The 22,600-nt window shown below is 69.9% G+C and carries 21 protein-coding genes; 16 read left to right on the forward strand and 5 right to left on the reverse strand.

The window, feature by feature from the left end; translation table 11 throughout:
- The first annotated feature begins 4 nt into the window (after window positions 1-4).
- From MST3598_RS12310 to MST3598_RS12320, 3 genes are read left to right on the forward strand one after another with little or no spacing between them, the layout of a single operon-like run.
- Entirely contained in the window at window positions 5-1,003 is a 999-nt protein-coding gene (locus MST3598_RS12310) for an alpha/beta hydrolase (RefSeq protein WP_029260447.1), read from the forward strand.
- A complete protein-coding gene (locus tag MST3598_RS12315; protein ID WP_029260448.1) occupies window positions 1,000-1,983 on the forward strand; it encodes an alpha/beta hydrolase in 984 nt (327 codons plus the stop codon). The genes MST3598_RS12310 and MST3598_RS12315 overlap by 4 nt, the downstream gene beginning before the upstream one ends.
- Complete coding sequence (locus tag MST3598_RS12320; protein ID WP_231494490.1) at window positions 1,980-3,200, forward strand: multidrug effflux MFS transporter; 1,221 nt, start codon at window positions 1,980-1,982, stop codon at window positions 3,198-3,200. Before MST3598_RS12315 ends, MST3598_RS12320 begins: the two co-directional genes overlap by 4 nt.
- A gap of 41 nt (window positions 3,201-3,241) precedes the next feature.
- Here the strand turns inward: MST3598_RS12320 and MST3598_RS12325 are convergent, their stop codons facing one another.
- Window positions 3,242-3,793 (reverse strand): hypothetical protein, encoded by a 552-nt coding sequence (locus tag MST3598_RS12325; protein ID WP_136025401.1) that lies wholly within the window; start codon window positions 3,791-3,793, stop codon window positions 3,242-3,244.
- Between the two features lie 66 nt (window positions 3,794-3,859).
- On the opposite strand from MST3598_RS12325, the gene MST3598_RS12330 reads away from it, so the two are divergent.
- From MST3598_RS12330 to MST3598_RS12370, 10 genes are all read left to right on the forward strand, one after another.
- On the forward strand, window positions 3,860-4,444 hold the full coding sequence (locus MST3598_RS12330) for a TetR/AcrR family transcriptional regulator (RefSeq protein WP_029260451.1): 585 nt from the start codon (window positions 3,860-3,862) through the stop codon (window positions 4,442-4,444).
- Window positions 4,445-4,558: 114 nt separating this feature from the next.
- Window positions 4,559-6,544, forward strand: coding sequence for a primary-amine oxidase (locus MST3598_RS12335; protein WP_096359598.1), 1,986 nt, complete (start codon window positions 4,559-4,561; stop codon window positions 6,542-6,544).
- A 96-nt stretch (window positions 6,545-6,640) separates the two neighbouring features.
- Window positions 6,641-7,597 carry a helix-turn-helix domain-containing protein gene (locus tag MST3598_RS12340; RefSeq protein WP_029260453.1) on the forward strand — a complete coding sequence of 319 codons (957 nt, stop codon included), beginning with the start codon at window positions 6,641-6,643 and terminating at the stop codon, window positions 7,595-7,597.
- A gap of 254 nt (window positions 7,598-7,851) precedes the next feature.
- Window positions 7,852-8,640 carry a MoaF C-terminal domain-containing protein gene (locus tag MST3598_RS12345; protein WP_029260454.1) on the forward strand — a complete coding sequence of 263 codons (789 nt, stop codon included), beginning with the start codon at window positions 7,852-7,854 and terminating at the stop codon, window positions 8,638-8,640.
- Window positions 8,641-8,673: 33 nt separating this feature from the next.
- Window positions 8,674-9,063 (forward strand): nuclear transport factor 2 family protein, encoded by a 390-nt coding sequence (locus MST3598_RS12350; RefSeq protein ID WP_029260455.1) that lies wholly within the window; start codon window positions 8,674-8,676, stop codon window positions 9,061-9,063.
- Window positions 9,064-9,145: 82 nt separating this feature from the next.
- Window positions 9,146-10,318 (forward strand): ABC transporter substrate-binding protein, encoded by a 1,173-nt coding sequence (locus MST3598_RS12355; protein ID WP_029260456.1) that lies wholly within the window; start codon window positions 9,146-9,148, stop codon window positions 10,316-10,318.
- A 68-nt stretch (window positions 10,319-10,386) separates the two neighbouring features.
- Entirely contained in the window at window positions 10,387-11,247 is an 861-nt protein-coding gene (locus tag MST3598_RS12360) for a branched-chain amino acid ABC transporter permease (protein ID WP_029260457.1), read from the forward strand.
- Window positions 11,234-12,166, forward strand: a complete 933-nt coding sequence (locus tag MST3598_RS18685; protein WP_231924882.1) for a branched-chain amino acid ABC transporter permease — start codon at window positions 11,234-11,236, stop codon at window positions 12,164-12,166. Before MST3598_RS12360 ends, MST3598_RS18685 begins: the two co-directional genes overlap by 14 nt.
- A 221-nt stretch (window positions 12,167-12,387) precedes the next feature.
- Window positions 12,388-13,005, forward strand: a complete 618-nt coding sequence (locus MST3598_RS18690) for an ABC transporter ATP-binding protein (protein ID WP_231924920.1) — start codon at window positions 12,388-12,390, stop codon at window positions 13,003-13,005.
- The gene (locus MST3598_RS12370) at window positions 13,002-13,694 is read left to right on the forward strand and encodes an ABC transporter ATP-binding protein (protein WP_029260459.1); all 693 of its coding nucleotides are present in this window, start codon (window positions 13,002-13,004) and stop codon (window positions 13,692-13,694) included. The genes MST3598_RS18690 and MST3598_RS12370 overlap by 4 nt, the downstream gene beginning before the upstream one ends.
- Window positions 13,695-13,713: 19 nt before the next feature.
- Here the strand turns inward: MST3598_RS12370 and MST3598_RS12375 are convergent, their stop codons facing one another.
- A complete protein-coding gene (locus MST3598_RS12375; protein WP_029260460.1) occupies window positions 13,714-14,529 on the reverse strand; it encodes an SDR family NAD(P)-dependent oxidoreductase in 816 nt (271 codons plus the stop codon).
- A 55-nt stretch (window positions 14,530-14,584) separates the two neighbouring features.
- Window positions 14,585-15,331, reverse strand: coding sequence for an SDR family NAD(P)-dependent oxidoreductase (locus MST3598_RS12380; RefSeq protein ID WP_029260461.1), 747 nt, complete (start codon window positions 15,329-15,331; stop codon window positions 14,585-14,587).
- Window positions 15,332-15,574: 243 nt separating this feature from the next.
- Between MST3598_RS12380 and MST3598_RS12385 the strand changes: the two genes are divergently transcribed.
- The 3 genes from MST3598_RS12385 to MST3598_RS12395 are packed head-to-tail and all read left to right on the forward strand — an operon-like array spanning window position 15,575 to window position 19,552.
- Window positions 15,575-17,029 (forward strand): APC family permease, encoded by a 1,455-nt coding sequence (locus MST3598_RS12385; protein WP_021200035.1) that lies wholly within the window; start codon window positions 15,575-15,577, stop codon window positions 17,027-17,029.
- A gap of 38 nt (window positions 17,030-17,067) precedes the next feature.
- Window positions 17,068-17,907: a molybdenum cofactor biosynthesis F family protein gene (locus MST3598_RS12390; protein ID WP_029260462.1), complete on the forward strand. Its 840-nt coding sequence runs from the start codon at window positions 17,068-17,070 to the stop codon at window positions 17,905-17,907.
- A gap of 1 nt (window position 17,908) precedes the next feature.
- The gene (locus MST3598_RS12395) at window positions 17,909-19,552 is read left to right on the forward strand and encodes an amidohydrolase (RefSeq protein ID WP_029260463.1); all 1,644 of its coding nucleotides are present in this window, start codon (window positions 17,909-17,911) and stop codon (window positions 19,550-19,552) included.
- Between the two features lie 76 nt (window positions 19,553-19,628).
- Here the strand turns inward: MST3598_RS12395 and MST3598_RS12400 are convergent, their stop codons facing one another.
- Window positions 19,629-21,092 carry a GMC family oxidoreductase gene (locus tag MST3598_RS12400; protein ID WP_029260464.1) on the reverse strand — a complete coding sequence of 488 codons (1,464 nt, stop codon included), beginning with the start codon at window positions 21,090-21,092 and terminating at the stop codon, window positions 19,629-19,631.
- A gap of 3 nt (window positions 21,093-21,095) precedes the next feature.
- Window positions 21,096-22,535: an aldehyde dehydrogenase family protein gene (locus MST3598_RS12405; RefSeq protein WP_029260465.1), complete on the reverse strand. Its 1,440-nt coding sequence runs from the start codon at window positions 22,533-22,535 to the stop codon at window positions 21,096-21,098.
- Window positions 22,536-22,600 lie beyond the last annotated feature (65 nt).

The raw sequence follows: 22,600 nt of genomic DNA on the forward strand, positions 1-22,600 counted from the left end.
AACCATGACCGCCACCGCCGCCGGACACCCGACCGTCGCCCCCGTGCCCTTCGACCCCGAGGTGCAGGCCGTGCTCGACGAGCTCGCCAAGAATCCGCAGCCGCCCCTCACTCGCGACACCCTTCCGCGCGACGGTGTCGACCGGATGTTCCCGGACAACGACGCGGTCATCGCCGGGCGCGACATCGAGTGGGAGGACCGCGTCATCCCCGGTCCTCCCGGAGCGCCCGAGATCGAGATCACGGTGTTCCGTCCGGCCGACACCCGCGACGAGGTGCTTCCCGCCTTCGTGAACATCCACGGCGGGGGCATGATCGTCGGTCACCGCTCGTGGGAGACGGGGCGCGTGGTCGACATCGTCGACGAACACCGCGTGGTCGCGGTCAACGTCGAGTACCGCCTCGCCCCCGAGAACCCCTACCCCGCCGGAGTCGAGGACTGCTATGCCGCCTTCGTCTGGGTGCACGCGAACGCTGCCGGGCTCGGCGTCGATCCGGAGCGCATCGTCGTCGGCGGCGGCAGCGCGGGCGGAGGTCTCACGGCGGCAGTGGCTCTCCTGGCCCGCGACCGGCAGGGTCCGGTCATGGCCGGACAGCTGCTGCTGTGCCCGATGATCGACAACACCAACACCACGGTCGCCAGTCTTCAGTACGACGGCATCGGAACCTGGCAGCGCGAGATGAATCTGCTCGCGTGGTCGTGCGTGCTGGGCGACGACCTCGCCTTCCATCCGGATGCTCCCGCCTACGCCGCCCCCAGCCGCGCCGCCGATGTGGCGGGACTCCCACCCGCCTTCATCGAGGTCGGCGAGGCCGAGGCGTTCCGCGATGAGGACACCGAGTACGCGCTGCGCATCTGGGCGACCGGCGGGCAGGCCGAGCTGCATGTGTGGGGAGGTGGCGCGCACGGCTTCGACATGTACATGCCCGACGCCGAGATCTCGCGCGCCGCTCTCGCGGCCCGCGCGTCGTGGCTGCGTCGCATCTGGCGGGCCGCGCGATGACCGCGCCGCTGCCTGTCCCCTACGACCCGGAGCTCGTCGCCGGACTCGATGCGTTCGTCGAGATGGTCGAGATCATCCCGCTGCGTGCCGACACGATCCACGCGAATCGCGACCACTTCGGGACGATCATCCCGTCCATGGCCATGCAGTCCGATGGCCGTGCGATCACGTGGGAGGACCGGACCATCCCCGGGCCCATCGGGGCTCCCGCCATCGAGATCACGATCGTACGGCCCGCCCGGCCGGCGCCCGCCCCCGCCCCCGCCGTGCTGTCGATCCACGGTGGTGGCATGGTGCTGGGCACCCGGTTCTTCGGCACGGCGGAGCTCATCGACCTCGCCGAGCGGCACGGTGTCGTCGGGGTGGCCGTCGAGTATCGCCTGGCGCCCGAGCACCCCGGCCCCGCCCAGGCGGAGGACTGCTACGCCGCGCTCGAGTGGATGGCCGCGCACGCCGAGGAACTCGGCATCGACCCCGACCGCATCATCGCCTCGGGGATGTCCGCCGGTGGCGGCCTCTCGGCCGCGGTCGCTCTGATCACTCGGGATCGGGGCGGGCCACGCCTGGCCGGTCAGCTGCTCGGGTGTCCGATGCTCGACGATCGCAACGAGACCGCATCCAGCCGTCAGTACGACGGTTTCGGCGCGTGGGATCGGAACAACAACGACACCGCGTGGGACGCCATCGCCGGAGAGGACCGCTTCACCGACCGCGTCTCGCCGTACACCGCGCCCGCGCGCGCCGCTGACCTCTCAGGACTCGCCCCCGCGTTCATCGAGGTGGGCGCCGCGGAGACGTTCCGCGACGAGGCCGTCGACTACGCTCTCCGCATCTGGGCGACCGGGGGACGAGCCGAACTGCACGTATGGGCCGGCGGATATCACGGGTTCTCCGGGTTCTCCCCCGATGCCGAGGTCTCGAAGGCCGCCGTCGCCGCCCGCGAGAGCTGGCTGCGCCGCATCCTGCGCCTCGGCGGATGAGCCTCCCCGCCCCTGAGGAGCCCGCCCGCCCGCGCATGAGCACCCTGCGGGCGATGCTGGTGCTGGGGATGCTGGAGGCCTTCGGGCCCCTGTCGATGGACCTGTACCTTCCGCAGCTGCCGCAGCTCGCCGCGTCGCTCGGCACGACGGAGGCTCTCGCGCAGGTGACGATGTCGGCGTGCATGATCGGCCTCGGACTCGGCCAGCTCGTGGCAGGGCCGCTGAGCGATCGACTCGGCCGACGACTGCCGTTGATGGTCGGAGTAGCGGCTTTCGCGGTGCTCTCCCTCGTGTGCGCCGTCGCTCCGAACATCGAGCTCCTGCTGATCGCCCGTTTCCTGCAGGGGCTCGCGGGCTCGGCCGGCATCGTGATCTGCCTGGCCATCGCCCGCGACCAGTTCGAGGGTGTCGAGCTGTCGCGGATGCTGTCACTGCTGTTCCTCGTGTCCGGCACGGCGCCGATCATCGCGCCGGTCGTCGGCGGTCAGCTGGCCCGGATCATGGACTGGCGCGGCATCTTCGGCGTGCTCAGCGCGGTCGGGGTCGTCCTGCTCCTCGTCGTGGTGTTCGCCCTGCCCGAGACGCTGCCCCCGTCGAGGCGGCACGGCGCCGGCCCCGTGGCGCTCCGGTCGCACGCCGCAGCCGTCGTGCGCGATCGCCTCTTCGTGGCGGTGCTGTGCGCCGCGGCGGGAGGCGGTGTCGCGTTCTTCACCTACCTGTCGATGTCGTCGTTCGTGCTGCAGGATCAGTTCGGCCTCAGCCCGCAGGCCTTCAGCCTCGCGTTCGCGGCGGGGGCGCTGGCCAGCATCGTCGGCAGCCAGACCAGCCGGCTCGTGGTGCGCCGCTGGGGACCCCTGCGCGTGTATCTCGGCGGTATCACGGCGACGCTGCTCGCCACCGCCCTGCTGCTCGTGCTGACCTCGACCGGCACCGGGGTCTCCGGAGTCATCGGGGCGCTCATCGGATTCATGCTGTGCTCCGGGCTGGGTGGCCCCAACGGCCAGACGCTCGCACTCGCCCACCACGGCGCACGCGCCGGCACGGCCTCGGCCCTGCTCGGCATGGCGACGTTCCTGTTCGGTCCGGTGCTCGCGCCCCTCGCCGCGGGCCTCGGCGGCACGAATGCCCTCACCATGGCCGTCACCATGACGATCGCCGCCGCCGTGGCAGCCGTCGCGGCCTGGGTGTTCGTGCGCCCCGCCGCAGAGCCTCGGTAGCAGCCCGTCGGCCACCGGCCAGCGGAGACGGGCCTCGCCGATCAGAACCCGAGGCACATCGCAGCGACACCGACGGCCATGGCCCACGACTCGGTCGTGAGCAGTCGTGCGGTCCTGCCGTGATGCACCGGCGCCACGAACCACTCGGCGACGACGGTCCACACCACGACCCCCACCACCCCGACCAGCACCAGAACCGACAGGACGCCGTCCAGTGCATGACCGCCGTGCCCCGCATCCGCCGCCTGCATCGACGCGCCGGTCGCTCCCGTGGCGTTCGTCGACGCGCTCTCGAAGGCGCACGCGGCCATCACGAGCGACACGAGGGCGCGGTGGCAGCACGTGGCCGCCGACGGCGTGCCCCGCACCCCCATGGTGCCGAGCATCGCCGAAAGCAGGAGGACGGCGCCGAGGATCAGCCCCGTGAGGGTGTCGCCGTCCGTGACGGCGAGGAACAGCATCACCGCGGCCATCACGAGGGCCGCCTGCCGTCCCTGCCACGGCACGACGCGCCACGCCGCGATGCAGGCGACCGCCGAGACGATCGCCGCTGCGGCCATCAGCCACGGTGCTGCGGGAAGGAGGTGTTCCACCCGGGAAGTATATTGAGCAATCGCTCAATATAGCTAGACCTCGTCATGATGCGAGAGGATGGGCACGTGCCCCGCATCGTCGACCACGATGAGCGCCGCCGGCAGATCGCCGAGGCGCTGCTCGCCGTGGCTGCCCGCGACGGGCACGAGAGCGTCTCCTCACGCGCCGTCGCCAAGGAGCTCGGCGTCGCCACCGGATCGCTCTGGCACTACTTCGAGGGCTTCGACGAGGTCGTGCGCGCCGCGGCCGCCGAGGTCACCCGCCGCACCGACGCCCGCATCGCCGCAGCCACCGAGGGGCTGCGGGGACTGGCGAGACTCCACGCGCTGATGCGTGAAGTGCTGCCGATCGATGAGACCACCCGCACCGAGGCGCACGTGGTCGTCGGCTTCTGGGGACGACTGGCGACCCTCGCCCCCACGCCTGACGCCGGAGCCCCCACGCTCGCGACCTGGCAGAGCAGCATCCGACTCGCTCTCGCCGAGGCCGTCCACGACCGCGAGCTGCGCACCGACACCCCCACCGAGGCCGTGCTGTCGCTGCTGCGCTCGATCACCTACGGGCAGCAGATCGTCGAGGTCACCGAGCCCCAGCCCGCGGCCGCGCACCTCGCGGTGCTCGACAGCATCCTCGCGCCCTGGCGCGCCTGAGCCGCGCCAGCCCCTCTCGACGCCCCAGGAATCGGTGGTTGTGGACCGCCGACGACCCGTCGTATCATCATCGCAACCCGTTTATTGAGCAGTTGCTCGAAAATAGTGAGGTCGATGATGTCCCACCACGCACCGCAGCCCGTCTCGATCGAGAAGATCGCCGCAGCGCACCCGCATGATCCGCTGACGGGCGACGAGATCGCCGCCGCCCGCGCGGTCCTCGATGCGGCAGGACTCCTGACGGAGAGCACCCGCGTGCCGATGCTGCTTCCCGACGAGATCACGAAGGAGGAGCTCGCCGCGTGGCAGCCCGGTGCCCCGATCGATCGCCGCGTCGATGTGACCCTGCTCGACACGGCGACCGGCGTCGCGACCGAGGCCATCGTGTCGATCACACGGGGCGAGGTCCTGCGCACCGCGCGCGTGCCGAACGACGCCCCGCCCTACGGCCAGCCGCAGTACCTGTTCGAGGAGTACGAGCGCGCCGAAGCGATCGCGAAGGCCTCCCCCGAATGGCAGGCGGCGATGACGCGCCGCGGCCTCGCCGCGCACATGGACCTCGCGTTCTGCGGGCCGCTCGCCCCTGGTTACACCGGACGCGCCGATGAGGTCGGGCGTCGCGTGATCCGCTCCCTCACGTTCCTCCGCTACGACGAACACGACTCGCCGTGGGCACACCCGGTCGAGGGACTCATCGTGCACATCGACCTCGCGGCGAACAGCGTCATCCGCGTCGAAGACCATGGCGACGTGCCCGTCCCCGCCGGCCATGGAAACTACTACCCCGAGGCGCAGGGCGACGCCCGCACCTCGCTCAAGCCCATCGAGATCAGCCAGCCGGAAGGTCCGAGCTTCACGGTCTCCGGCTCGCTCGTCGAGTGGGAAGGCTGGTCGATGCGCGTCGACTTCAACGCCCGCGAAGGACTCGTGCTGCACGACGTCTGCTTCCAGGGTCGCTCGGTGCTCCATCGGGCCAGCGTTCCGGAGATGGTCGTGCCCTACGGCGACACCGCCCCCGGCCGCTTCTGGATCAGCTACTTCGATGCCGGTGAGTACCTGCTCGGAAAGAACGCCAACCACCTCGAGCTCGGCTGCGACTGCCTCGGCGTCATCCGCTACCTCGACGGCTACGTCGCCGACGACCACGGTCACCCTGTGCGCATCCCGAATGTGATCTGCATGCATGAGGAGGACTACGGCATCCTCTGGAAGCACACCGATCTCGCCGGCCGCGCCGACGTGCGTCGCTCGCGCCGCTTCGTGGTGTCGTACTTCTCCACGATCGGCAACTACGACTACGGCTTCTACTGGAACTTCTCCCTGGACGGATCGATCGAGGTGGTCGCGAAGGCGACCGGTATCGTGTTCGCCGCGGCCGGCGAGCCGGGCGTCCGCCAGAAGCACGCGACCGAGCTCGCCCCCGGCGTCTTCGCCCCGGTGCACCAGCACCTCTTCTGCGCACGCCTCGACGTGGCGATCGACGGCGAGGACAACCGCCTGGTCGAGGTCGACGCTCAACGGGTGCCGATGGGCCAGGAGAACCCCTTCGGCAACGCGTTCAGCTGGACCGAGACGACCCTCGCGACCGAAGCGGAGGCGCAGCGCGAGGCGGACAGCTCGGTCGCCCGCGTCTGGGAGGTGCAGAGCGCCTCCCGCACGAACCGCGTCGGGCGCCCGACCGCCTACCACCTGGTGCCGGAGCCGACCGCTCTGCTCATGGCCGATCCCGCATCCTCCGTCGCCGCGCGCGCCGCATTCGCCACGAAGCACCTCTGGGCCACCCGGCACGAACAGGGGCAGATCTGGCCGGCCGGTCGCTATCCCAACGCCCACCAGGGCGGCGCCGGCCTGCCGGAGTACACCGCGGGCGATCGATCGATCGACGGAGAGGACATCGTGCTGTGGCACACGTTCGGGCTGACGCATTTCCCGCGCCCGGAGGACTGGCCCATCATGCCCGTCGACTACGCCGGCTTCTGGTTCAAGCCCTACGGCTTCCTCGACCAGAACCCCGCGATGGATGTGCCCGAGTCGACGCAGGCGCACGCGGTCGCGTCCACCGGCTGCTGCGGCGCAGGCGCATGCATCTGCGAGCACTGATCTGCGAGACGTCGTCCCGCACGGCCGATCCCGGTGATAGCATCACGGAACGGATCGTATACAACGTCGTCGTTCCACCACCCGAGGTGATCAGTCATGAACGGTGCACCCGCCGCCCCCGCCGAATTGGTTTCCACGCTCGTCGCGCGCAACATCAGCGACTTCCGTGCCGCCGTCTCGGAGTCCTTCGTGCCCCTGCAGGTCACGACCGCCGGACCCGACCACTTCCGAGGGATCATCCGCGGCGCCTCCGTCGACGAGGTGCATGTGAACGACGTGCGCGCTACGTCGCATGTCGTCGAGCGCACCCCCGAGCTCATCGCCCGCGGCGACCGTTCGTACTTCAAGGTCAGCCTGATGATCGCCGGCACCGGCCTGCTGATCCAGGACGATCGCGAGGCCGTGCTCCAGGCGGGCGACCTCGCGGTCTACGACACCGACCGCCCGTACTCCCTCGTGTTCGACGACGACTTCCGCACGATGGTCGTGATGTTCCCGAAGCACCTCATCAGCCTCCCGGCCGAGATGGTCGGGCAGCTCACCGCCGTGCGCATCTCCGGTCACGAAGGCCTCGGCAGCATGGTCGTGCCGTATCTGACGCAGCTCGCCGGTAATCTCGATCAGCTGGCCGGCACGACGGGGGCCCGGCTCGCGCACAGCGCGCTCGACCTCGTGACGACGGTCTTCACACGCGAGCTCGGACTCGATCAGGTGTCCGCCGACCCGCACCGTGCGCTGGTGCAGCGCATCCGCTCGTACATCGACCGCAACCTCGCGTCGACCGATCTCGGACCCGCGTCGATCGCCGCCGCGCACTTCATCTCGACCAGGCACCTGCACGGGCTCTTCCAGGAGCAGGGCGTGACCGTGTCGACCTGGATCCGCACACGGCGCCTCGAGAAGTGCCGTCGCGACCTGCTCGACCCGATGCTCGCCGACCGCCCGGTCGCGGCCATCGCGGCACGCTGGGGCTTCGTCGACGCCGCGCATTTCAGCCGCGCGTTCAAGTCGACCTTCGGCGTCTCACCCAGTGAGTATCGCGCCGCGCACTGACGTTCCGTCTGCCGCGCGCACTGACGTTCCGTCTGCCGCGCACTGACGCTCCGTCTGCCAGGAAAACTGACGCTCCGTCTGCCGCGCACCGGCACGTTGCTTGCCCGGGAGGGCACGCCGGTTGACTCTCGGCGCGCGATGACCGCCGCCCCCTTGAGGGGATGAGGAACACCCCACCAGCATGAGGCAAGCGCACCGCGACGACGCGGTGCCCGGGGCGATGCGGCCCCGCCGCGTGCGACGTCAGGACCCTCATGACCGACACCTCCACCGACCCGGCGCTGGACGAATGGCGCACGTACGACGAGTTCGCCGCGGGCATCGACACCTTCCGCCTGCCGAACACCCCCCTCGCCGGCACCGCCCTCACCCTCACCCTCGACGACGACTCGACCCTGACCCTGGAGTTCTCCGAGGACGCCGTCGTCTGGAGCGGACTCGGAGCCTCCGGCACCGACCCGTACGACGCGGTGCGGGTGCGGGACGACGTCGTGTTCGTCAACATCCCGATGCGGAGCCGTCCGCGCGAGGCCGTCACCGTGGTGTTCTCCACGACGACGAACCGGGCGACCGTCATCCGTTCGCGCATCGCCCCCGAAGCCGTCGACGGCACCCCTCAGGTCGGCCAGGACTTCTGGGCGGCGACGACCGATGCGGGGCCCGTCAGCGGCGACGCCCCCGGCCCGAGCCGCGACCTCATCGGCAAACGCAACCTCTACCGGTACAGCCCGCACCACCTCTACGAGCACGTGTACATCTCCAGCCGGCGCTATGCCTGGCAGTGCCTCGAGGGCGTGCAGCGCGGCCACGGCGACATGGACCTGTCGACCGTGTGGAAGTTCGCCGACGGCCTGTACCTGTTCTGCTTCCGCGAGTTCCGTATCGCGGTGGCCAGCGTCTGGCTGCACGACCTCGGCTACCAGCTGATGACCACGGGGATCTTCCTCGGACTCACCGGAGAGGGCGATGCCGAGCACTCGCGGGCCGGCGGCCACATCTACCCGCTGGGCGCCGTCTCCTACCCCGACGCCCAGCCCGTCTGACCGTTCGCCGCACCCCCACTCCGAGGAGAGCCCATGAGCAACGCCGACCTGATCCGCCAGCACTACGCCGCCAACGACCGCGGTGACCTCGACGGGATGCTCGCGCCGTTCGCCACCGACATCCGCTGGACCGAGGCTGCCGGCTTCCCGTACGCCGGAACGTACATCGGCCCGGATGCCGTCGCCCGGAACGTGTTCCGCCGTATCCAGGAGGAATGGGACGACTACACCGTCGCGATCGACGAGATCGTCGACGGCGGCGACGTCGTGGTGGCCATCGGCACCTACTCGGGCACCTACACGCAGACCGGGCGCTTCTTCGCCGCCCGCGTCGCCCATGTGTGGCGGGTCGTCGGCGGCGAGGTCGTCGCCTTCGAGCAGATCACCGACACGGAGCTCGTCAACCGCGCCATGCGCGCCTGAACACCGCACACCCCGCACAGCACCAGACGAACACAGCACCACCCGAACACAGCACCACCCGAACACGAGAGGCAGGAAGCACATGAACACACGAGCATCCGGCACCGCGGCGCTCCTCGCCGTGGCAGCCCTCACCCTCGCCGGCTGCGCCGGTGGAGACGGCGGAACCGGCGGTGGGAGCGGCGACCCGATCGTCGTCGGCTCCGTCAACACCATCAGCGGTCCCGCGACCTTCCCCGAGGCCTCGCAGGCCGCCGCCGCCGTGTTCGAGGCCTTCAACGAGGCGGGCGGGCTCGACGGCCGCACGATCGACTACAAGATGCTGGACGACAAGGGCGACCCGGCCACGGCCACCGCCTCCGCACGCGAGCTTGTCGGCAGCGACGGCGCGGTCGCGCTCGTCGGCTCCGCCAGCCTCATCGAGTGCGAGATCAACGCCAAGTACTACGAGCAGGAGGGCATCCTCTCGATGCCGGGCATCGGAGTCGACACCGGCTGCTTCGACAGCGAGAACATCTCCCCCGCGAACGTCGGACCGTTCAACGACATGACGCTCACGCTGCAGTACGGATCCGAGGTGCTCGGCCTCGACGACATCTGCATCCTGCTCGAGATCGCCGGTTCCACGCGTCCCACCTACCAGGCCGCGATCGACGAGTGGACCGAGATCACCGGCAAGAAGCCGAAGTACGTCGACGACACCGTCCCGTACGGCGCCTCCGACTACACCCCCTACATCGTCAAGGCACGCGACCAGGGCTGCAAGGCCCTGGCGATCAATCCCGTGGAGCCCGACGCGATCGGACAGGTCAAGGCCGCGAACGCCCAGGGCTGGGACGACGTGACCTGGCTCTACCTGACGAGCGTCTACAGCGAGAACTTCGCCGAGGCGATCGACGACGCGGGTGCGGGCATCTACGTGCCGGCGGAGTTCTACCCGTTCACCGACGACAGCGAGATCAACGCCGACTGGCGAGAGCTGATGGAGGCCAACGACATCCCGCTCACCTCGTTCAGCCAGGGCGGGTACCTCGCCGCGACGTACTTCATCGAGGTGCTCGAAGGGATGGACGGCGACATCACCCGCGAGACCGTCTCGGAAGCGCTGAAGGGCATGGAGCCGATCGAGAACCCGATGGTCGGAACGCCCTACGCGTTCGGCACCCAGAACACCGCGGGCTGGCCGATCATCCTCGAGTCCGGCACGAACGCCTGGGAGAAGGTCGCCGACGACTGGCTCCGCATCGGCGAGTAGTCACCCCTCGCCTGCCGCCGGGCGCATTACCGGCGGCAGGTCCCCCCTCGGAACAGAAAGGACGCCTCATGCTGCAAGGCGCCATCGCCGGTCTCGCCGCCGGCGGCCTCTATGCCGTCCTCGGCGTGTGCCTGACGCTGATGTCCCGACTCGTGCGCGTGGTGAACTTCGCCCAGGCCGCGACCGGGATGTTCGGGGCCTTCACCGCGGTGTGGCTCGTGCGCGAGCTCGACCTGCCGATCTGGCTCGGCTCGGTGCTCGGCGTCCTGGTGGCCGGGCTGCTCTCGGCAGCGATCGGGTTCATCGCCGCGACCTGGCTGTCCGAGGCCTCCACCACCACCCGTTCGGCGATGACCGTCGGCCCCCTCCTGCTGCTCATCTCCCTGTCGTTCATCCTCTTCGGCAACAAGCCGCAGCCGTTCACGCCGATCATCGCCGGACCGGCGTTCTCGTTCGGCGGCGTGGTGATCAGCCAGGTCACGGTCGCGACCGTCGCGATGGCGATCATCACCGCCATCGTGGTCCGCCTCGTGCTGCGCCGCACCAGGGTCGGCACGCAGCTGCGCGCGCTCTCGGAGCGCCCGACCACGGCGGAACTCCTCGGCATCCGCTCGCGCCCGCTGTCGATCGCCGTCTGGTTCGTCACGGGTGTGATCAGCGCGATGGCGATCATCATCGTGGCCCCCTCGCAGTCGAACGACGCGACCAGCCTCGCGATGCTCATCGTCCCGGCCGCGGCGGCAGCCCTGCTCGGCGGCTTCCGACGACTCGACCTCGCCGTCGTCGGCGGGATCGTCCTGGGTGTGCTCGGTGGTCTCGTCGCCCAGATCGACGAAGTGGCGCTGGTGCGCAACTTCCTCCCGTTCCTGTTCATCGTCGTCCTGTTGCTCTGGACGCAGCGCAAGGAGGTGTGGGATGCCGCTCGCTGACCGTCCCTGGTTCCGGATCACCTGGCCGTTCGCCGTCGCTCTCGCCGGTATCGGAGCGGGTGCGATCCTCAGCGCCTCCCTGCCGGGGTACTTCGTCTTCCTCGCGATCAGCGCGGTCACGGCCGCGATCGCCATCCTCGGTCTCGGCATCGTCACCGGCTCCGCAGGGATGATCGCGCTCTGCCAACTCACCTTCGCCGCCGTGGGGGCCTGGATCGTCTCCCTGCTGAACGTGATGCAGGCGCCGGGCGGATTCATCGTGTGGCTGGTCCTCGGCGGGGTGGCGGCGGGCCTCGTCGGCATTCTCGTCGGCCTCCCCGCTCTGCGGCTGCGCGGTGTGAACCTCGCCGTCGTGACCCTGGGCTTCGCGGCAGCCGCCGACGTGACGCTCGTGCAGATCCAGTTCCCCGGTTCGGCTCAGGGCACGGCGATCGAGCGTCCCGAGATGTTCTCGAACGACCGGCAGTTCTTCTTCCTCTCCATCGTCGTGCTCGCCGTCTGCGCACTCGGCGCATTCTTCCTGCAGCGCGGCCGGTGGGGATCGAGCTGGAAGGCCGTCGCGTTCTCCGAGCGCGGCACGGCCGCCGCCGGACAGAGCGTGCAGACCGCGAAGCTCACCGCATTCGCGGTCTCGGCCGCCCTCGGCGGCATCTCCGGCGGGCTGCTCGCCGGTCAGGTGCAACTCCCGTTCGCCTCGAGCTTCACACCCCTGCAGTCGCTGGCCCTCTACGTGCTCGCGATCATGTCGGGCGCGCACCTGATCGACATGGCGATCTTCGGGGCCTGCTGTGGGTGCTGGTCCCCGAGCTCCTCAAACGCTGCGGCATCCCGCAGGACTGGGGCTTCGTCGTCTTCGGCGTGCTCGGTGTGCAGGCGCTCACCAGCGGCACGAACCTCGGCCAGGGCATCCGCAACCTGATCTGGCGCCGCGCGGATCGGCAGGCCGCCACCGTCGCGCTGACGGCGCTTCCCCCTGACGCCGGAGCGGATGCCGCGGTGATCACCACCACGACCACGGCCACGGTCGACGAGGCGGCGCTCGCCGGGACGCCGGTGCTCACCGTTGACGGCCTGACGGTGCAGTTCGGCACCCTGAAGGCCCTCGACGACGTCTCGTTCCAGGTTCCCGCCGCGTCGATCATGGGACTCATCGGTCCGAACGGAGCCGGGAAGTCGACGTTCGTCGATGCGATCAGCGGGTTCCTCCCGAAGCACACGGGGCGCGTGCTCCTGGGAGACCGCGACCTCGTCGGCCTCTCCCCCACGCGGCGCGCGCGTCTCGGTCTGCGCCGGACCTTCCAGCAGGACCGGGTGCCGCCGTCGCTCACCGTCGGCGCATACGTGCGGTTCGTGGCCCGGCGCCGGCTCGCCGCATCCGACATCGACGAGGTGCTCGAGTTCTTCGGCTGCCCACCCGCGCGTGCACGCCTGTCGAGCGTCGACGTCGGCACACGCCGGCTCGTGGAGGTCGCCGCGAACGTCGTCTCCCGTCCCCGTCTGCTGATCCTCGACGAACCCGCCGCGGGGCTCTCGCATGACGAGCATCTCGCCCTCGCCGCGAGGCTGCGGGACCTGCCTGCGCGCTACGGCGTCGCCCTCATCATCATCGAGCACGACCTCGATCTCGTCCGCTCCGTGTGCCCGACCCTCACGGTGCTGGACTTCGGCCGCGTGCTGGCCAGCGGACCACAGGCCGAGGTCCTCGCGAACCCCGACGTCGTCAAGGCGTACATGGGAGAGACGGAGCTGTTGAAGTGAGCGAACTCGTCCTGGACGGTGTCACCGTCAGTCGCGGCGCCGGTCCCGTGATCTCCGACGTCTCGCTGCGGGTCACCGGAGGCGAGGTGCTGGCGCTGGTGGGCCCGAACGGCGCGGGCAAGACGAGCCTGATCGAATCGGTCTCCGGCGTCACCCCGCATTCCGCCGGCGGCATGACCCTCGACGGCGAGCCGATCGACCGGCTGTCCCGCGTCGCGAGAGCCCGCCGCGGGATCGTGCACATCGAGCAGGGACGCGCCGTCTTCCCCTCGCTGACCGTGCGCGAGAACATCTCCCTCACCGCACGCACCCCCGGAGAGCTGGACGCCGCCCTCGCGCAGTTCCCCGAGCTCGAGAAGCGCATCGATGCGCCGACAGCCCTGCTGTCGGGCGGCGAGCAGCAGATGGTGGTGCTCGCGCGCGCGTTCGCCGCGAAGCCGCGCATCCTGCTCATCGACGAGATGTCGCTGGGCCTCGCCCCCGTCGTTTTCCTGCGCCTGATACCGATCGTGAAGTCGATCGCCGATTCCGGGGTGGGCGTGCTGCTCGTCGAGCAGTTCACGCAGCTCGCCCTCGATCTCGCCCAGGAAGCCGTGGTCGTGGCGGGAGGCCGGGTGTCGTTCCAAGGGGCATCCGATGCCCTGCGAGCCGACCCCGGCCTCCTGCACCGCGCCTATCTCGGCGGATGAGCGCGGACCGCGCGCCGGATCACATCCCGGCGTGATCGAAGGCGATGGTCGGCACGTCGACCACGTGCGAGCCGCCGTCGGCGACGATCACCGCCCCCGTGATGTACGACGACTCCCCCGAGCCGAGGAACCGCACGACCGAGGCGATCTCGGCCGGTCGGGCGGGACGGCGCAGCGGCACGTCAGCGGTGACCTTCTCGTAGGCCTCCTCGCGGGAGCCGAGACCGGCGTGCGTGGCGAACTCGTCCATCTCCTCGTCGGCCATCGGCGTCTGCACCCACCCGGGGCAGATGGCGTTCACGCGCACACCGTGCCGGCCGTAGTCCCGCGCGAGAGTGCGCGTGAGCCCGACCAGGGCGTGCTTGCCGACCGTGTACCCGGCGACGGAGGGTCCGGCGAAGAGCCCCGCGAGCGACGACACGATCACGATCTGCCCCTTCGCCTCGATCAGCGCGGGCAGTGCCTCCCTCGCCATCGTGAAAGCCGTGGTGAGATTCGCGCGGATCGCCGCATCCCAGCTCTCGTCGTCGGTCTCCCCCACCGGCGAGAATCCGTGGCCGCCCGCGTTCGCGACCAGCACGTCGATGCGCCCGAACCGCGCGAGCACGTCGGCGACGGCAGCCTTCGCGGAGGCGGTATCGGCCGCATCCGCGATGATCGGCAGGGCCCCGACCGCGCGTTCGACCTCATGCAGGGGCTCCGGGCGACGCCCGACGACCACGACATGCGCACCTTCGGCCGCGTATCGTTCGGCGATGGCGGCTCCGATGCCCGTTCCTCCTCCGGTGATGACGACGACGCGTCCCGAGACGGTCGATCCGACCACAGCTCCCATGTGTGCTCCTGTGTGTTCTGGCGCGCGTGCGCTGTTGCTGCCCGACGCGGTCGCGTCAGGCGGGGAATCCCGAACGGGCGGTGTACCCGAAGTCGCTGAGGATGCTGGTGCCGTTGACGGCCCTGGTGCGAGGCGACACGAGGTACGCGAGGTGGGCAGCGACCTCCGCTGCGCTCTGCACCGGGAACGGCGGATCGTCGAAGGCCGCAGCGCCGAGGTCGCTCCGACTCATCGGAGTGTCGACGATCGACGGGGCCACCGTGTTCACCCGGACACGGGTGTCGGCGAGGTCGACGGACAGCGCGCGAGCGAACTGGACCAGAGCCGCCTTCGACGTGCAGTACGGCACCATGCCGGGCGACGCGACGAGGGCCGAGTCACTGGCGAGCAGCACCACGGAGGCGGCCTCCGCTTCGCGCAGCGCCGCCAGGGCGTGCTTCAGGACCAGGAACGACCCCGTCACGTTGACGGCGAGCACCCGATTCCAGATGTCGAGAGTGGTCTCCTCGATCGGCGTCCCCACCGGGCCGGACACACCGGCGCAGCAGACGACCGCGTCGAGCCTCCCCAGCGCCGCCACCCCGGCGTGCACGGCGGCCTGCACCTGGCCCTCGTCCGTGACATCGGCCACCAGGACCACCGCATCCGGGCAGTCGCGGGCCACGTCGTGCAGCGCCGCACCGTCCCTGTCGAGCAGCGCGACACGGACGCCCTCCGCAGCGAGCCCGTGGGCGGTGGCGCGGCCGATGCCGCCGGCCGCTCCCGTGATGAGGGCCGTCGTCCCCTGCAGCTGCAGATCCATCTCGTCCTCCGCACGCCGTCTGGCACCGGGCGGTGCGATCTGAGGACGGCGGTGTCGTCCCGGTCATCCTCCACCCCCTCATCGGCACCGCGAACGCTCGCCGAGAGGCTGTGCACGGTGACACCACCGTCCTTCGCTCAGGGTCAAGCGCCGCTGCGGCGGCGCGAGCAGACTCGCTCTATCGACGATTCCCCTCGTCGTCGATGCCGTGTCCGCACGGCCGTCACCAGCAAAGGAGCCGACGTGGCAGACCCGACATCTGCGTCCACGACGCAGAACCACACCTCCCTCCGTCCTGGCGCCCTCGGCGTCGCCGGAATCGTCTTCCTCGTCCTCGCCGCGGTCGCACCGTTGACCGGCATCGTGGTCGTGGCCTCGCTGGCCATCGCCCTCGGCAACGGCGGCGGCACACCCATGTCGTTCTTCCTGGTGGCAGGGATCCTGCTGCTCTTCGCGATCGGCTACGCGCAGATGTCGAAGCAGCTGGTCAATGCCGGCGGCTTCTACGCCTTCGTGGTGAAGGGCCTCGGGCGCACCGGTGGCCTGATCGCGGGTCTGATCGCCACGCTGGGCTACAACTTCTTCGTGGTCGGCACGATCGGCACGAGCGGTTTCTTCATGCAGACGATCATCCGCGACCTCACCGGTCTCGACGTGAACTGGCTGGTGTGGGGACTGCTGTCGATCGTGGTGTGCTTCGTCCTCGCTCGGATCGGCGTCGACTTCAGCTCGAAGGTTCTGGGCGTCTGCCTGGTGCTCGAGGTGCTCATGCTGGTCGTCTTCGACATCTCCGTGCTCGTGCAGACCGGATACGACCTGGCGGCCTTCAGCCCCGAGGCCGTGTTCTCCGGGTCGCTGCCCATCGGCCTGCTGCTGGCGGCGACCGGCTTCCTCGGCTTCGAGGCGACCGCGCTGTTCAGCGAGGAGGCGAAGCAGCCGCTGCGCACGATCCCGCGCGCCACCTACACCTCGATCATCGCGATCGGCGTGATCCTCGGTGTCACCACGTGGGCGGTCGTCAGCGCGACGGGTGTCGCCCAGGCGCAGGCCACCGCCCTCGAACATCTGCCGACCGGTGACCTGATCTTCTCGATCTCGCAGCAGTACCTGGGTGGTCCGCTGACGACCCTGATGATGATCCTGCTCCTGGTGAGCCTGTTCGCGGCGATGCTGGCGTTCCACAACTCGGCGACCCGCTACCTCTACTCGCTGGGGCGCGCGAAGATCCTCCCGCAGGCACTCGCTCGCACCCGCGCGAACGGTGCCCCGCAGCTCGCCGGCATCGTGCAGGCCGGGTTCGCGGGCATCGTCGCGATCATCTTCGCGATCGCCGGCGCCGATCCGATCCTCACCCTCGTGCCGGCGATGCTCGGCTTCGGCACCCTGAGCGTGCTGATCCTGCAGGGGCTCGCGGCCATCTCGATCGTCGTGTACTTCCGACGCCGCCAGGATCCGCGGTGGTGGAGCACTTTCATCGCCCCCGGCATCGGGTTCCTCGGTATCGCCGCGATCTCGGTCCTCGCGATCGTGAACTTCAACATCGTGGCGGGGTCCGAAGAGCTCGCGATCCGGCTGATGCCGCTGCTGCTGGTGCTCGCCCTCATCGGCGGCATCGTCTACGGCGCCTATCTCCGCCGCTCCAGGCCCGCCGTGTACGAGGGCCTCGCCACCGACCTCGAGAAGTTCAGCGACCGCTGACCTCCCCGCCCCCACCGACAGAAGGAACCACGAAGACCATGACGACGCTGAACCCCGCCGACACCTCCACCTGGCTGCCGCTGGAGGGCCTCGCCCCCGGTTTCGACGCCAACAAGGCTCCGCACAGCACCGCCCTCAGCGGCCGCGAGATCACGGTCGTCGACGCCCGCGGCACCCGTATCGTCCACCGGTTCACCGACGCCGCCGTGACCTGGGAGTACCAGCCGGGCGCAGAGGACGCGACCGACGCGGCATCCGACACCGACGACTACGAGGCCTTCGAAGTCGATGCGGACCTGTATTTCGTGCAGTTCCACCACCGGTACCTGCCGAACGAGGCCGTCTCGCTGATCCTCGACCTCCGTCACGGTCGTGCCCTCGCGGTGATCTCCGAGATCCTCGCCGCGCCCGAGAAGGGGCGCACCCGGGTGCAGCACCACTTCGCCCCCGGCGTGATCGAGGGCGCCGAGGTCTCGGGTGCCGAGGCTGCACCGACGACGACGCTCATCGGGCGCCGCGTCGAATGGGTCTACAGCACCGAGCACGCCTACGAGCACGTGTACCTCTCGCCGCGCTGGTACTCGTGGCAGTGCCTCGCCGGCCCCGAGCGCGGCCTCGCCGACACCGACGAGAACAGCGTCTGGGAGGTGCGACCGGGTATCTACGTGTTCGCCTGGCGCGAGAAGGTCATCCCCTGCGCCTCGGTGACGATCGCCGATCATCGCGACGTCAACGCGATCCGCTCGCACGGCGTGCTGTTCGGCCTCGACGAGAGCGGTGAGGTGCCCACGCACTTCACCTTCGGTGCACACGGTCGACTGCTCTCCACCACGCTGCACACGCCGGAGCTCGAACCCGCGACCTTCGGAGACCGCTGACATGAGCGACGACGCCGACCTCATCGTCACCGGATCGGTGATCCGCACCGCCGACCGGGCGAACCCGATCGTCGAGGCCTTCGCGGTCCGCGACGGCAGGATCCTCGCGGTCGGGTCGCGCGCTGACCTCGAGTCGTTCCGCGGACGCCGGACGCAGCTGCTCGACGTCGGCGACGCCGCGGTGTACCCCGGTTTCGTCGATGTGCACAATCACCATGCCCTCGCCGGGCGCACCGAACTGTTCGAGCTGTCGCTGGCACCCTCGCTCACGCGCGACGAGATCCTCGACCGGGTGCGCGAGAAAGCGGCCACCCTGCCGACGGATGCGTGGATCGTGGGCGGAGCGGTCGCCACGACGTTGCTGCCGTCGCTCGCGAACACCGCGAGCCGACGGCTGCTCGATGACGCGGCCGGGGGCCGTCCGGTGGTCCTCATGGAGGACTCACGACACAACCGGTGGGCGAACAGCCGGGCGCTGGAGCTCGCGGGGATCACTGCGGACAGCATCCCTGAGGCGGGCGTCACGCTGCTCGATCCCGACGACGGCACCCCCACAGGAGTGCTGCTGGAGGCTGCGGGTATCCCGGTGCAGGAGGCATACGACCGCAGCGGCGGCCTCACCGCCGCACAGCACGCGGCCGCGTCGCGCCGCGGCGTCGAGATCCTCAACTCGTTCGGGATCACGACGTTCCAGGATGCGGGCGTGTCCGTCGAGATCCTCGAAGCCCTGGCTGCGCTCGACCGTGCCGACGAGCTCGATGCCTGGGTCGTGTCGTCGTTGCTGATCAACGACGAGATCTTCGGTTTCGACCCGATCGGCGAGCCGCTGCTCGACCGCGGCGAGGAGTTCCGCACCGCGCACCACCGCCCGGACTTCGTGAAGATCTTCCTCGACGGTGTCCCGCCCGCCCGCACGGCGTCGTTCCTCGAGCCGTATCTCGCGGACGCCGCGCACGGCGCGCACTTCCACGGCGAGACCACCATGACCCTGGACGAGCTCGTCGGGTGGCTCCGCTCCGTGGCGCGGCGCGGTCTCGGCGCGAAGGTGCACTGCACGGGCGACGGCTCGGCACGTCTCGTGCTCGACGCGGCCGCGCAGCTGCGCGACGAGGGCTTCACCACCCCCATCCAGATCGCGCACGGGCAGTTCCTGGCCGAGTCGGACATCCCGCGACTGCAGGCTCTGGACGTCTCGGCCGACATCTCGCCGTTCATCTGGTATCCGGGTGTGATCCCGCAGGCGCTGGCCGAGGTTCTCGGCGAGCGCGCGGAGCATTCCCAGCCGAACCGGGCACTGATCGACGCGGGAGCCCGCGTCGCCGGCGGCTCGGACTGGCCCGTGAGCGATTCTCCGAACACCCTCGAAGGTCTGCAGGGTCTCGTGACGAGAGCCGATCCGCTCGGCCGCGCACCCGGCACCCTGTGGCCCGAGCAGGCCATCACCGCCGAGGAGGCGTTGGAGGTCTTCACGATCAACGCCGCGACCGCGATGGGACTCGGCGACGAGACCGGCTCGCTGACCCCCGGGAAGTCGGCGGACTTCGTCGTGCTGGCCCGTGACGCGATCGCCGGCCCCGCCGAGGACATCGTGCGCACCGAGGTCATCTCGACCTGGTTCGCCGGACGTCGGGTGCACGGCGACTGAGAGGACGAGGCGTCGACACCGGATCTGTCCGGGGTCAGCCCTCGTCCCTCAGCCCTCTTACCTCAGCCCTTTTACCTCAGCCCTCGAGCACGAAGCGGGCTCCACGTTCGCCGATCATCGCGGCGGGGGCGTTGGTGTTGCCGGTGGGCACGGTCGGCATGACCGAAGCATCGATCACTCGCAGCCCTGCGATGCCGCGCACGCGCAGTTGCGGATCGACCACGGCCTGCGCATCCGTGCCCATGCGGCAGGTGCCGACCTGGTGGTGGTAGGTGATCGCGGTGCGGCGCACCCAGTCCTCCACTCCGGAGTCTGAGACCTCGGGGCCCGGGTACACCTCGACGGCGCCCCACTCCTCACCGAGGGCGGGGCGTGCTCCGATCCGACGGCACTGCCGCACGGATGCGGCCAGTGAGGCCACGTCACGGTCGTCCTCCAGCGCCGCCAGGTCGATGGCCGGCAGGTCCGCGAGCGTCGCGCCGGTGAGTCGGAGAGTGCCGCGGCTGTGCGGCGTCACGAGGCCGGCCATGAGGGTGAATCCGTCGTCGCCACGGGGCTCGAGCTCGCCCCACATGGGCACCGAGAAGTTGATCGGCTGCGTGTCGGGCTCGGCGAGGTCGTCGCGGCTGCGCCAGAAGAGGTGCGTCTGCGTCACGGAGACTCCCGGTTGCGGAGGCCCGACCGGGCGCCGCGTGGTGAAGATCACCGGCGACAGGAGGTGGTCGTGGAGGTTCTGCCCGACTTCGGGCGAGTCCTGCACGACCGGGATGCCGAGCGCGGTGAGGTCGGCTGCCGGACCGATGCCGGAGCGCAGCAGGATCACGGGCGACCCGATGGCACCGGCCGAGAGGATGACCTCGTCCGCGAGGACCTCTTCGGACTCCTCCCCCTCCCCCAGTCGCACACCGACGGCGCGGCCGTCGCGCACGATGACCGAATGGACTTCGCGTCCGGTGACGATCGTCAGCTTCTCCGCGACGGGCTGCGCGTACGCCGTCCAGGTGTTGACCCGGCGGCCGTCGCGCATGGTGACCTGCTCCTGCGAGACTCCGTCGAGTGTGCCCGCGTTGTAGTCCGGGTTGTGCGTGAGTCCTTCCTGCACCGCGGCGTCGATGATCGAGGCCTGGATCGGCGAGAGCGGGTAGTCGTCAGTGACCGGCAGCAGGTCGTTCTCGATGGCCTCGTAGACGGGCTCGACCTCGGCCCAGCCCCAGCCGTGTGCGCCGGCGCGCTCCCACGCGTCGTAGTCGGAAGCGGCTCCGCGCACCCAGATCATGGCGTTGAGGGCGTGCGATCCCCCGGTGACCTTGCCGCGCGGCAGATGCAGCCGACGGCCGCCCGCGTGCGTCTGGGGGACGGTGAAGTAATCCCAGTCCTCTGCGGAGTGCCAGAGTTCGCCCGCGCGGGAGGGGTCGTGGATGGCCGGGTTGGTGTCGTACCCGCCGGCTTCGATGAGGGTCACTGCGACGCCCGCGTCCGTGAGACGACGCGCCACGATGGCTCCCGAGGTCCCGGCTCCGACGACGATGGCAGAGCGCACGGGTCAGGCCTTCCGGCCGGGGCCCGAGACGACCTGGGTGACGGCGACGGACTTGAGCCCCTCGACGCCGAACTCCAGCCCGTAGCCCGAACTCTTCACGCCGCCGAACGGCACCATCGGATGCAGTCCGCCGTGCGAGTTGATCCACACGGTGCCGGACTGCATCCGGGAGGCCGCAACACGCGCCGCCTCCGGGTCGCTCGACCAGACCGAGGCGCCCAGCCCCACGTCGAGGGAGTTCGCCAGCGCGAAGGCCTCGTCGATGTCGCTGTATCGGATCACCGGCAGTGCGGGACCGAACTGCTCTTCTTGCACGAGCGCCGCGCCGTTGTCGATGTCGGCGACGATGGTGGGGCGGTAGAAGAGCTCCCCGAGTTCGGGGGCCGACTCTCCGCCGGTGACGATGCGCGCACCGCGACTCCTGGCATCGTCGACCAGGCGGCTGACGATGTCGAACTGTGCACGGTTCTGCAGCGGCCCCAGCACGTTGTTCTCGTCGAGTCCGTTGCCCATCGGCATGGAGCCGGCGATCGATGCCAGTGCGTCGACGACCTCGTCGTACACCGAGTCGTGCACGTACAGGCGCTTCATCGCGGCGCAGGTCTGCCCGGTGTTGATGAAGGCTCCCCAGAAGAGGTCTTCGGCGATGGCCGCGACGTCGGTGCCGGGCAGCACGATGCCGGCGTCGTTGCCGCCGAGCTCGAGCGTCAGACGAGCGAGGTTGCCGGCCGAGCTCTCGATGATGCGTCGTCCGGTCGCGGTCGAACCGGTGAACATGATCTTCGCGATGTCCGGGTGAGAGGCGAGCCGCGCGCCGACCTCGCGGTCGCCGGAGACTCCGATCAAGACGTCGGCCGGGAGTACCTCGTTCATCACGGCGATCATCGCGAGCACGCTCAGGGGTGTGTACTCGCTCGGCTTCGCGACGACGGTGTTGCCCATCCGCAGGGAGGGGCCGATCTGCCAGATGCTGATCATGAGCGGCCAGTTCCACGGGCCGATGGCACCGACGACTCCGGCCGCCTTGTAGACGAGCTCGGCGTGCAGGGTCTCGTCGTCTACGAGGACCTGCGGCTCGATCGCCGTGGTGGCGTTGGTGCGCAGCCAGGCGGAACACGCGCCGAGCTCGAAGCGGGCGTTGGGACCGTTGAGCGGCTTCCCCTGCTCCCGGGAGAGCAGGTGGGCGAGGGCTTCGGCGTTGGCGTCGATGGCATCGGCAGCTGCGAGGAGAAGTGCGCTCCGCTTCTCGTGGCCGAGCGCCTCCCAGGCCGGTTGGGCGGCCTTCGCGCGAGCGATCGCATCGTCGAGGTCGTCGACCGACGCCACGGGGGCGCGCCCGATGACCTCACGGGTCGCGGCATCCGGGATGTCCCGGCCTGCGCCTTCCGGCGCCTGGATGCGGTCGAGCAGCGCAGCGGCTGCGGAAGCGGCGGAATCGGACATCGGGGACTCTCCTTCGAGCGTGGCGCGGGCCAGCGACAGTCGAGAAGCTGGTCGTCTTCTCATTG

It is taken from the genome of Microbacterium sp. TPU 3598 (assembly GCF_002356155.1).
Classification (GTDB): Bacteria; Actinomycetota; Actinomycetes; order Actinomycetales; family Microbacteriaceae; genus Microbacterium; species Microbacterium maritypicum_A.